At 49.9% G+C, this 12,537-nt stretch carries 8 protein-coding genes; 6 read left to right on the forward strand and 2 right to left on the reverse strand.

Translation table 11 applies throughout. The features are described from left to right. The first annotated feature begins 8 nt into the window (after window positions 1–8). A complete protein-coding gene (locus ACZ42L_RS08975; RefSeq protein ID WP_464715885.1) occupies window positions 9–2,492 on the forward strand; it encodes a glycoside hydrolase family 95 protein in 2,484 nt (827 codons plus the stop codon). A 59-nt stretch (window positions 2,493–2,551) separates the two neighbouring features. Here the strand turns inward: ACZ42L_RS08975 and ACZ42L_RS08980 are convergent, their stop codons facing one another. After that, window positions 2,552–3,529: a polyprenyl synthetase family protein gene (locus ACZ42L_RS08980; RefSeq protein WP_464702492.1), complete on the reverse strand. Its 978-nt coding sequence runs from the start codon at window positions 3,527–3,529 to the stop codon at window positions 2,552–2,554. Between the two features lie 89 nt (window positions 3,530–3,618). Between ACZ42L_RS08980 and polA the strand changes: the two genes are divergently transcribed. Beyond that, window positions 3,619–6,381 (forward strand): DNA polymerase I, encoded by a 2,763-nt coding sequence (gene polA, locus ACZ42L_RS08985; RefSeq protein WP_464715886.1) that lies wholly within the window; start codon window positions 3,619–3,621, stop codon window positions 6,379–6,381. Between the two features lie 182 nt (window positions 6,382–6,563). Continuing rightward, window positions 6,564–7,169: a hypothetical protein gene (locus tag ACZ42L_RS08990; RefSeq protein WP_464715887.1), complete on the forward strand. Its 606-nt coding sequence runs from the start codon at window positions 6,564–6,566 to the stop codon at window positions 7,167–7,169. 113 nt (window positions 7,170–7,282) lie between these two features. Here the strand turns inward: ACZ42L_RS08990 and ACZ42L_RS08995 are convergent, their stop codons facing one another. Further along, window positions 7,283–8,308 carry an acyltransferase family protein gene (locus tag ACZ42L_RS08995; protein WP_464715888.1) on the reverse strand — a complete coding sequence of 342 codons (1,026 nt, stop codon included), beginning with the start codon at window positions 8,306–8,308 and terminating at the stop codon, window positions 7,283–7,285. A gap of 496 nt (window positions 8,309–8,804) precedes the next feature. On the opposite strand from ACZ42L_RS08995, the gene ACZ42L_RS09000 reads away from it, so the two are divergent. The 3 genes from ACZ42L_RS09000 to lgt all read left to right on the forward strand — a co-directional run bounded on the left by ACZ42L_RS09000 (window position 8,805) and on the right by lgt (window position 12,522). Continuing rightward, the gene (locus tag ACZ42L_RS09000) at window positions 8,805–10,295 is read left to right on the forward strand and encodes an acetyl-CoA hydrolase/transferase C-terminal domain-containing protein (protein ID WP_464715889.1); all 1,491 of its coding nucleotides are present in this window, start codon (window positions 8,805–8,807) and stop codon (window positions 10,293–10,295) included. A gap of 271 nt (window positions 10,296–10,566) precedes the next feature. Beyond that, window positions 10,567–11,670, forward strand: a complete 1,104-nt coding sequence (gene ychF / locus ACZ42L_RS09005) for a redox-regulated ATPase YchF (protein ID WP_464715890.1) — start codon at window positions 10,567–10,569, stop codon at window positions 11,668–11,670. A gap of 27 nt (window positions 11,671–11,697) precedes the next feature. Then, a complete protein-coding gene (gene lgt, locus ACZ42L_RS09010) occupies window positions 11,698–12,522 on the forward strand; it encodes a prolipoprotein diacylglyceryl transferase (RefSeq protein ID WP_464715891.1) in 825 nt (274 codons plus the stop codon). Window positions 12,523–12,537 lie beyond the last annotated feature (15 nt).

Here is a 12,537-nt window from a genome sequence, read left to right on the forward strand (position 1 = left end):
TTAGAAACATGAAGAAATCAATCTTGATGCTTGGAGCAGTATTGCTCTTATCGCCCTCGATGGTGCAAGCACAACAGTCGAAACTATCGGTATGGTTCGACACGCCATGCACGCTCAACGGGAGGACACCGTGGTATGGCGGACATCCCGAACAATGGAATCGGGACAAAAAGCCCGTCACGGCCGGACAAGGCTACATCAATGCCGACCAGGAATGGGAATCGCGCTCGCTCCCCATCGGTAACAGCAGCCTCGGCGCCAATATCATGGGCTCGGTATCGGCCGAACGATTCACCCTCAACGAGAAAACACTATGGCGTGGCGGACCGAACGTCAAACAAGGACCTGCCTACTACTGGAATGTGAACAAGCAGTCGGCCCACGTGCTCAAAGACATCCGCGACGCCTTTGCACGTGGCGACCAGGAAGCAGCCGACAGGCTGACATCGAAGAACTTCAACGGTCTGGCACAGTATTCCATCGCCGATGAAGAGGATTTCCGCTTCGGAAACTTCACCACGATGGGCGAATGCTACATCGAAACTGGACTGAGCGAGGTGGGGATGACACGCTATCGCCGCGAACTCTCGCTCGACTCGGCTCTGGCCAAAGTGAGTTTCAGCAAAGGCGGTGTAGACTATCAGCGCACATACTTCATCTCCTACCCTGCCAATATCATGGTGGTAAAGATGAAAGCCAATAAGCCGGGCATGCAGAACCTGCTGTTCTCGTATGCGCCGAACCCTATAGGTACAGGCCGTATGCAGGCCGATGGCGCCGACGGATTGGTATATCAGGCTGCACTCGACAACAACGGTATGCGCTTCACCATCCGCATAAAGGCCGTAGCCGAGGGCGGACAAGTGAGCGTAACGGACGATAAGATACGCGTGAGCGGTGCCGACGAGGTGACTTTCTACATTGCCGCAGACACCGACTACAAAATGAATTTCGACCCGGATTTCAACGACCGCAAAGCCTACGTGGGCGTAGACCCCGACGCTACTACCCAACAATGGATGCAGCAGGCCGTGGCCAAAGGCTATACACAACTGCTCAATGAGCATGAGGCCGACTACATGCCACTGTTCAACCGCGTGCGACTGACGCTGAATCCCGACAAGGCTGTGAACAATCTGCCCACCAACGTGCGCCTACAGAACTATCGCAAAGGCACGGCCGACTTCGGACTCGAAGAGCTATACTACCAGTTCGGGCGCTATCTGCTCATCGCCTCTTCACGCCCCGGCACTATGCCGGCCAACCTACAGGGCATCTGGCACAACAACATAGATGGTCCGTGGCGCATAGACTACCACAACAACATCAACATACAGATGAACTACTGGCCTTCGCTACAGGCCAATCTGGCCGAATGTGCGCAGCCACTCACCGACTTTATCAAGACACAGCTGAAGGGTGGAGCCGTAACGGCCAAGTCGTACTACGACGCACGCGGCTGGACGGTCTCTATATCAAGCAATATCTTCGGATTTACCTCACCGTTATCCGACGAAGTTATGAATTGGAATCTATGTCCGGTAGCCGGTCCGTGGCTCGCTACCCACCTATGGGAATACTACGATTTCACCCGCGACAAGAACTTCTTGCGCAACACTGGCTACCCGATGATTAAAGGCAGTGCCGACTTTGCCGTGGACTATCTGTGGAAACGCCCCGACGGAGTATATACCGCAGCCCCTTCCACATCGCCCGAACACGGGTCGGTGGACCAAGGTACTACGTTCTCTCACGCCGTCATACGCGAGATTCTGACCGATGCCATCGCTGCCAGCAAGGTGTTGGGCGTAGACGCCAAGGCTCGCCAGGAATGGGAAAACGTGCTCCGCCACCTTGCTCCCTACCGCATCGGCCGCTACGGGCAGATTATGGAATGGTCTACCGACATAGATGATCCCAACGACCATCACCGTCATGTGAACCATTTGTTTGGCCTGCATCCCGGCCACACCATCTCGCCTGTCACCACACCTGAACTGGCTAAAGCCGCCAGGGTGGTACTCGAACATCGCGGCGACGGCGCTACTGGCTGGAGCATGGGTTGGAAACTCAATCAATGGGCACGCCTGCACGATGGCAACCACGCCTACATGCTCTACGGAAACCTGCTGAAAAACGGCACACTCGATAATCTCTGGGATACCCATACGCCTTTCCAGATAGACGGAAACTTCGGTGGAACGGCCGGAATCACAGAGATGTTGCTGCAAAGCCAGATGGGATTCATCCACCTGCTCCCTGCCCTGCCCGACGCATGGCGCACGGGTAGCGTGCGCGGACTGATGGCACGAGGCAACTTCGAGATAGATATGAGCTGGCGCGACGGCGCGTTGAGCGTGGTAACGGTGAAAGCCAGAAGCGGCGGAAAATGCACCCTGACATACGGCAGGCACACCCTGAACCTCAACACCAAGACTGGACGCGTCTATACTTTCACCTACGACGCTGTGCAAGGATTGAAACAACAATAACCTACAGAAAACAAAAAAGTCTCGCAAATGCGAGACTTTTTCTTTATTCTTATATCCTGCTACTTATTCCTTTCTATCACATAGTCGAGATAGGACGTCAGCGCATCCTTGATATCCTGGTCTTTCACGTATTGGAGAATGAAGTTCATGGCTTCTTCGTGGAACTCCCTCATCTTTCGGTCGGCATATTCTATACCGCCATTCTCCTTGGCAAAAGCCACCAGACGGGCAATGCCTGCCTCATCAATCTGCGACATCTTCACCTTGCGGGCAAGCTGCAACATCTCCTCATTGCCCGTAGAATTGAGCGCATAGATGATAGGCAAGGTCAGTTTTCCTTCCGACATATCGTTACCTGTGGGCTTGCCTATCTCATCAGAATCGTAATAATCGAAGATATCATCGCGAATCTGGAAGATGATACCGAGATTCTGGCCGAACTTGGCAGCTGCATCTACAATTTCCCGGCTTGCCCCTGCCGACTCGGCACCGAATACCGCACAAGCCTCGAACAGGGCCGCTGTCTTGCGCTTGATGACCTCGTAATACACTTCTTCAGATATTTCCCGATTCGATATGTTCGTCAACTGTAGAATCTCTCCATCAGACAAGGTCTGTCCCAAACGCGCCAGATAGCGGATAATCACCTCCGAATGTGTATGGGAAACGCTGAGCAAAGACGTAGACAGAATGTAATCGCCCACCAGCACAGCCACCTTGTTATCATAGGTGGCATTCACACTGGCTTGTCCGCGACGCTCACCGCTCTCATCTACCACATCGTCGTGTACCAGACTGGCCGTATGGAGCAATTCCAAACCTACAGCTGCATACTGTGTCACCTCGGTTATTTGCCCGAAAGCCTTGGCCAACAACAAGATTAGTATAGGGCGCATACGCTTGCCCTCGCGCTGTCTAATATGATCGAGAGCCTGTGCCAGCAAGCCATTGCTATGCTCCAGCGAGCGGCCGAAATATCCGGAAAAGTCATCCAATTCCTTTATAATTGGATGTTTAATGCGAGACAGATAGTCCATGAGAATACTATATTTGTCACAAAATTAATGATTTTAATCGGTATTATTTCCTTTTTTTTCGTAATTTTACTGCAAATAAATTTGATTTTATGAATAAACTCTTTCTTCTGGATGCTTATGCACTGATATATCGTTCGTATTATGCGCTCATCCGGTCGCCCCGTATCAATTCCAAAGGTCTCAACACATCGGCAGTCATGGGATTTGTGAACACGCTCAACGAGATTCTGACCAAGGAGAAACCCACCCATATCGGCGTGGCTTTCGACCACGGCAAGACTTTCCGCCACGATGCGTTTCCGGCATACAAGGCGCAACGCGAGGAAACACCTGAGGACATCAAGCAATCTGTGCCTATCATCAAAGACATCCTGGCAGCCTTCCATATACCCATTTTGCAAGTCGATGGATTCGAAGCCGACGATGTAATCGGCACTTTGGCCACCAAAGCCGGTGGGCAAGGTATCGAGACCTACATGCTCACACCCGACAAAGACTACGGTCAGCTCATCCGCGACAATGTGTATATGTACCGTCCACGCCACGGCGGTGGATACGATGTAATCGGGCCAAAAGAGGTTTCAGAGAAGTATGGAATAGAGAATCCCAACCAGGTTATAGACCTTCTGGCACTCATGGGCGACTCGGCCGACAACTTTCCGGGCTGTCCCGGCGTGGGCGAGAAGACTGCCGTAAAACTCATCAACGAATTTGGCAGCACCGAAAACCTCATAGCCCACACCGACCAACTCAAAGGAAAAATGCGCGAGAAGGTGGAAGGAGCTGTGGAAGATATCCGCATGTCGAAATTCCTGGCCACCATCCGGACCGATGTACCCATCGACTTGAATCTGGAAAATTTGAAGACTACCAATCCCGATGAAGAAAAACTGAGAGAAATCTTCACTGAATTGGAATTTAAGAGCCTTTCCGACAAAATCTTAAAGAAAGCAAATAAAAAGCCAACAGTTGTTAATTTGCAACTTGATATATTTGGGGGAAATCCATCCAATGACCCAGAAAAGCCAGAAAAAACTCCAAATTTCAAGCAAGATACAGGAGAATCAAGATATGAACTCATTGATACAGAGGAAGAAAGAATAAGAATTTGTGATTTTTTCAAGACAAAACAATTCGTCAGCCTAGACACAGAGACCACATCAACCAATCCAATGGAGGCCGAATTAGTTGGTTTGAGCTTCTCCGTAGAAGAAAATACCGGATTCTACATTCCTATTCCTAGCAATCGTCAAGAAGCCGAAAGAATTGTTAATATATTCAAACCCATATACGAAGACCCGCAAATTCTGAAAATCGGACAGAACATCAAGTACGATCTCGTGGTGCTTAGAAATTATGGAATCCGACTTCAAGGCAAAATGTTCGATACCATGTTAGCCCACTACGTATTGCAACCGGAATTGCATCACAACATGGACTACATGGCCGAAACACTGCTGGGATACAAGACTATACACATAGACGAGCTGATAGGGCCAAAGGGTAAGAATCAGAAAAACATGCGCGACCTCTCCCCTACCGATGTCTGCCGATACGCATGCGAGGATGCCGACATCACACTGAGACTGAAAAACGTGCTCGAACCACGGCTGGCCGAGATGGGGATGAGTGAACTTTTCTGGAACATAGAGATGCCGCTGCTCCCCGTGCTGGCCGAGATGGAAATCAACGGTATCGCACTGGATACCAAAGCTTTGGAAGAAACGTCCATCCTATTCAAGGAACGAATGGCCGAATACGAGCAACGCATCTACCAGCAGGCAGGCGAAGCGTTCAATATCTCATCTCCCAAACAGGTGGGCGAGATTCTCTTCGAGAAAATGCAAATCGTGGAAAAACCTAAGAAAACCAAGACCGGACAGTACGTAACGAGCGAGGAAGTGCTGCAACAGCTCAAAAATAAAGCACCCATCGTAGAAGACATCCTGGCCTATCGTGGTCTGAAGAAGCTCATCGGTACATATGTCGATGCCCTGCCCAAGCTCGTCAACCCACGCACAGGACACATCCACACATCATTCAACCAAGCCGTGACGGCCACCGGACGACTCTCATCGAGCGACCCCAACCTGCAAAACATCCCCGTACGAGGTGAGGATGGCAAGGAAATCCGCAAGTGCTTCATACCCGATTCGGGCTGCCTGTTCTTCTCGGCCGACTACAGCCAGATAGAATTGCGCGTGATGGCCCACCTGAGCCAAGACGAGAACATGATAGAAGCCTTCCGCGAAGGCTACGACATACATGCCGCCACAGCTGCCAAAATCTACCACGAGACCATCGACACCGTGACACGCGACCAGCGCACCAAGGCCAAACGGGCCAATTTCGGCATCATCTACGGCATCACCACCTACGGACTGGCACAGCGACTCGACATCGACAACCGTGAAGCCAAAGAGCTGATAGAAGGCTATTTCCGCACATTCCCGAAAGTACAGAGCTACATGGAAGAAGCCAAGGAGAAGGCACGCCAGAACGGATATGCCGAAACATTCTTCCACCGCCGCCGCTATCTGCCCGACATCAACAGCGGCAACGGTACAGTGCGTGGCTTTGCCGAGCGCAACGCCATCAATGCCCCTATCCAAGGCAGTGCCGCCGACATCATCAAAGTTGCGATGATCAACATCTTCCGCCGCTTCCAGCAAGAGCAAATCCGCTCGAAAATGATACTACAGGTACACGACGAACTCAACTTCTCCGTACTCCCCGAAGAGAGAGAACAGGTAGAACGAATCGTACTCGAAGAAATGCAGAAGGCCTATCCACTCGCCGTGCCTCTCGTTGCCGATGCCGGTTGGGGCAGCAACTGGCTCGAAGCACACTAACCACTAGTACAAAAAACAGCCGAAAAGAGGGATATTTACAGGCAAAAAGCATCATATATCCCTCTTTTTCCTTATTTTTGTAGCTGAGAACAATAACTTCTTTGTTCACAAATTTAGTCTGATACACAATAACAAGTAATAATCAAACAAGCCATAGAATATAATCACTGATAAGAAAGAACATGAAGATTACTAGAATTATTCTACCATTGCTTCTAAGCATGGCGATGATGACTGCCTATGCAGACAAGCCCAAGAAACAAGACCCATTACTCAAAGGGCCATTCTTTATGCGCCCCTACTTCAATGCCTTTGGCATGCGTGTGTACGAAGTCGATACCACGGTCGCAAGCCAAGGACGCGTTGATGTGTACGAGCACCAAAAAGCGCGAGCATATTATTTCGTCACTAAAAAGAATGCCGAAACCTCTATGGAATATACCGCCGGAAAAGAAGGCTTCCTGATAGACAATATCGTCTACCACGTCTATAGAGAATACCCCACCGTTGAAGAAACAACAGGGTTTATGTGGAACGAAATACCCCAAGACTGGCAGGAAATTTCAGAACAAGAGTACATAGAGCACACGAAAGAGAAATGTAGGCGCATGGTAGGTATCGAATCTCCCATCTATCGCTCCGATGTGAAGTGTTACCGTCTACCCCAAATAGCAGGCCGCCCCGCTATCTATGCCGGTGTATGTGTATCTGCTTTCCCCGCAAAGAAGAAGGTGGCAGTAAGTGCCAGCATCTATTACTGGGAAGATGGCGGTGCACGAAAAAAGTAAAAAATCAACTACACAAGGTTGTTTATTTCTCTAGAAGTAATAAGGAAATAAACAACCTGTGATACTGATATAATTGACAAACTTTCCCAAAATGCTGCAATTATAGCGAAAGGTTAGAATTTTTTATTTAGCCACCCTAACCTACCAATCGTTTTATCCGACAACAACATAATAGGGATTGACAGCAAGTAACTCGAAACTACCAAAGCCAAAAAGATGAGTAGTGGATAAGTGAAACCATAGATAAAGTTGTGAAAGAAACGCCCATAGATAAAGGCATGGATGAGCCACATCACCATTGACTTCCTACCCAGTTCCAGTAATACGCTGCGCCACCATCCTCTAATATCAGTCTGGAGAAACAGTAGTATAAAGAAAAACAGGAAAACAGGGCTGAGTGCTGCCGAATCTGTGAGACAATGAATAGCAAACCACAATACGAAAAGTAATCCTACGAGCCATTGCCTATCTTTAAGCCATCCTATCGACAGACTACGCACGGATGAAACATAGCATACAGCTGCACCCAAGATGAAGAAAAAGAGCAGGTCAAAATAGGTAAGTATCAACACATACCACTCGTGATGCAATTTTGCCGGAGCAATGTAACGACTAATAACAAACATACTTACCAATGAGAGTAGAAGCGAGACTGGCAGCGCCAACTTCAGTCCCACTCTATCTATTGTCCTGAATACAAGGGGAGAAGTCAGACACAAAAGACAATAGGGCAGCAGAAACCATGCCGGATGGTTGTAGCCATCCACATTCAATCCAGACATGTTGTTCAATATCATGGATAAATCACCTGGATAATACTCAGGCATCACCACGCTACCAATCCCGACAAACAGAATGAGAATAAGCCAATAGTTGAGATACAGCTTCAACACTCGACGCCACTGTCCACCATAAAAGAGTCTACCATGCAGATGACTATAGGCTAGCCCATATCCGCTACACAATAAGAAGAACCCCACTGGATTGCAAGCCCGGCTGAGAACCGTGGCAAAAGGAATGCCTCCCACCCACAACAATGGAGTGGCAGTAGTAGCAAAATCAGGATTAGAAAACAGATGTAAGAACAACATCAATAAGATGGCAATGCCCTTGAGCATTGTCGTTTGGTCTTTTGACATAAACTAAGATTACAGCAATGCCATCGACCCATATAAAAAAGAGAAACGCCAAGTACCCAACTTAAATGCAGAATCGTGGACGAACCACTCATCTACATTCCGAGGTACTTGGCGAGACCTTTGACAACAGACAAGCAGAAACGCCCACGACCTATCGCGGGCATCCACTCATTTATTCCTGTTGTCACATTCGTTCTACCGCCAAGTTTTCGGAATGTTCATCGAATAAACAGCAAACGCTAATTTAACTTATAAAAACACGCAAGGGACAAACCCTATGCTTCGTTGCAAAGTTAAGACTTTTATAGAACACATGCAACCGAAAATACGATTTTTCTTAAAGCTTTAAAAAAGCTATACCCTATAAAGGACGATTATTATCTGCATTATTATTCTTTATCGCCTGTTTATAGCTATAAATAGATATCGAATGAGCACACAGACAAAAAAAATACTAACTTTGCAATTAGACTCACTCGAATAAAAAACAACGCTTATGGCTTATACTAGAATAACAGCTGCCGAAGCGGCAAGCATGATAAAGGATGGTGACAACATCGGGCTGTCGGGATTCACGCCCAATGGTAATCCGAAAGCAGTATTCCGCGAGCTTTCCAAGCGCGCCATACGCGAACATGAGGCTGGAACCCCATTCCAAGTAGGCATCCTGACCGGCGCATCGTCGTGCCAAAGCATTGAGGGCGACATGGCGGCAGCCAAAGCCATCAAGTTTCGTGCCCCTTTCTCTACCAACAAGGACTTCCGCGACCATACCAATCTCGGCGAGATAGACTATGAAGACATGCACCTGGGCCACATGGCCGAGCGACTGCGCCGCGGATTCTACGGCGATGTAGACTGGGCCATCATCGAAGTGAGCGCGTTGGAAGAGGGCGCCGCCACGTGCAAGGCGTCGCTCACGTCGGCCGGCGGCATCGTTCCCACCATTGCCCGACTGGCCAAACGCGTCGTTATTGAGCTGAACCACTTCCACAGCCCCAACTCACGTTACCTACACGACATTGCCGAGTTTGCCGAATATCCGTATCGCCAGCCCATCCCTATTACGAGCGTGGCCGAGCGATTCGGCAAGGAATATGTGGAGATAGACACCCGAAAGATAGTGGGCGTAGTGGAGTGCAACATCCCCGAAGAGGCGCGTGCCTTCAAGGAACTGACCCCGGAGACCAGGAAGATAGGCGAGAACGTTGCCGAGTTCTTCTTGAGCGATCTCAAGGCCGGCCGCATACCCAAGGAGTTCTTCCCCATACAGAGCGGTGTGGGAACTACGGGAAACGCCGTGATGAAGGCCATCGGACAATGCGACGGACTGCCGGTGATGAACGTATTCAGCGAAGTGGTGCAGGATGCCGTCATTGACATGATGCTCAAAGGGCAGATAGCCTATGCCTCGGCCACTGCCACGACCGTCACCAACGAGTGTCTACAGAAGATTTACGACAACATGGACTTCTTCAGGCAACGCCTGACCATACGCCCCAGCGAGATGGCCAACGCACCGGAACTGATTCGCCGGTTCGGCGTCATCGCCATGAATACCGCTCTGGAGTGCGACCTCTATGGCAACGAGAACTCCAGCCACGTATGCGGGTCGGACCTGATGAACGGCATCGGCGGCTCGTGCGACTACGAGCGCAATGGCTCTATCAGCATCTTCTATACCCCATCGACCACTAAAGGTGGCAAGATAAGCGCTATCGTGCCCATGTGCAGCCACGTAGACTCTACCGAACACGACATCGACATCATTGTGACCGAGCAGGGCGTAGCCGACTTACGCGGCAAAGGACCATTGCGCCGTGCGCAGGAAATCATCGAGCACTGCGCCCATCCCGACTACAGACCGCTGCTGCGCGACTACCTGAAACTGGCCGGAAGGGGACATGAGCCACAGAGCATGACGGCTGCCTTGGCCATGCACCGCACCTATCTGGAGAAGGGCGACATGCGACTCACGACGTGGTAAGAATTTACTCCGTTTTATGCAAAGGCCGAACAGCAATGCTGCAAGGCCTTTGCAGCATTGCTGTCTGCACCTTGCAGCGAGCCAATATAGGCTCTTTTGCAAACCCGAAATAAAACAACCCGTACGCAACAAAATCAAAATAAATTTTGCTTTTGTGTTTGTTTGCACTACCTTTGCAGAAGATAAGTTGCACTCGGCAATCTAAGAATAAATTCTCATTGCGCTCGTTTGCACTATCTTTGTAGTCAAAGTATATATTTGAAATTAAGACATGGCTTTAAAATGCGGTATTGTAGGACTTCCGAACGTCGGCAAGTCGACACTGTTCAACTGCCTGTCGAGTGCCAAGGCACAGGCAGCCAACTTCCCCTTTTGTACAATAGAACCCAATCTGGGCGTCATCACCGTACCCGATGAGCGACTCACCAAATTGGCAGAGATAGTTCATCCCGGACGCATCGTGCCCGCTACCTGCGAAATCGTAGATATTGCCGGCCTCGTAAAGGGGGCCAGCAAAGGCGAGGGACTGGGCAACAAATTCCTCGGAAACATTCGCGAGACCGACGCCATCATCCACGTGCTGCGCTGCTTCGACGACGACAATGTGGTGCGCGAAGGCGGAGATGCCGTAGACCCTATCAACGATAAGGAAATCATTGATACCGAGTTGCAGCTGAAGGACCTGGAGACCATCGACTCTCAACTGACCAAACAACAGAAGGCAGCAGCTGCGGGCAACAAGGATGCCAAGCTGGCCGTAGGCGTGCTGGAGGCTTACAAAGGGGCGTTGGAGAAGGGATTGAACGCCCGTACGGTGCAATTTGAAAGTAAAGACGAGCAGAGTTTTGCCCACGACCTGTTCCTGCTCACGGCCAAGCCCGTACTCTATGTGTGCAACGTAGACGAGCAGAGTGCCAAGACGGGTAACGAATACAGCCGGAAAGTGGAAGAAATGGCCAAGGCCGAGGGGGCAGAAGCCTTGGTAATTGCTGCCAAGACCGAGGAAGACATCGCTTCGCTTGAGACCTACGAAGACAAGCAGATGTTCCTCGAAGAACTTGGACTGACAGAGAGTGGCGTGAACCGCCTCATCCAGAAGGCTTATTCGCTGCTGAACCTGGAAACGTTCATTACTGCCGGCGAGATGGAAGTGAAGGCCTGGACATATCACAAGGGATGGAAAGCGCCACAGTGTGCCGGCGTTATCCACACCGACTTTGAGAAAGGTTTCATCCGCGCCGAAGTCATCAAATACGAAGACTACCTGAAATACGGTTCTGAATCGGCCGTGCGCGAGGCTGGGAAACTGGGCATCGAAGGCAAGGAATACGTTGTTCAGGACGGCGATATCATGCACTTCAGATTCAATGTCTGACATTCATCACCCATAATCTCCAAATAAATGGAACAATTACTATACGTTCTTTGGAATCCCGACCTCTACCTGATACATCTGGGTGGCTTCGGACTCCGATGGTATTCCACTTTCTGGCTCATCGGATTGATAGGTGCTTATTTCATGGTGAAATGGCTGTATCAAGACCAAAAAATAAAGGAAGAGCTGTTCGAACCGCTCTTCCTCTACTGCTTCGTAGGCATATTGGCCGGTGCCCGACTGGGACACTGCCTGTTCTATCAGCCAGACTACTTCCTGACGAGTTGGGATCACATCATTGAGATGTTCCTGCCTATCCACCACATGCCCGATGGAGGCTGGAAAATGACCGGCTATGAGGGGTTGGCTTCGCACGGCGGAACGCTCGGACTGATGATAGCTCTGTGGCTCTATGTGCGCCACACGAAGCTGAATCTGTGGCAGGTGCTCGACAACATTGCCATAGCCACACCTATCACCGCCTGCTGCATACGCTTGGGAAACCTGATGAACTCTGAAATCATCGGGAAAGTAACGGATGTACCCTGGGCCTTTATCTTCCAGCAAGTAGACCAATATCCTCGTCACCCGGGCCAATTATACGAAGCCATAGCCTACTTCGTGTTCTTCTTCATCGGATGGTATTTCTACCGCTACGCGAAAAAAACGGTAGGTAAAGGATTTTATTTCGGCCTATGCCTGACGCTGATATTCACATTCCGCTTCTTCATAGAATACACAAAGGATATTCAAGTAGACTTCGAAGCGGGTATGCCGGTCAACATGGGGCAGATACTCAGCATTCCCTTTGTAGTCCTGGGAATCTACTGCATGTATCGGAAGAAATCATGAAACAAAAAAAGAAGA

The organism is Prevotella mikamonis, from assembly GCF_055381405.1.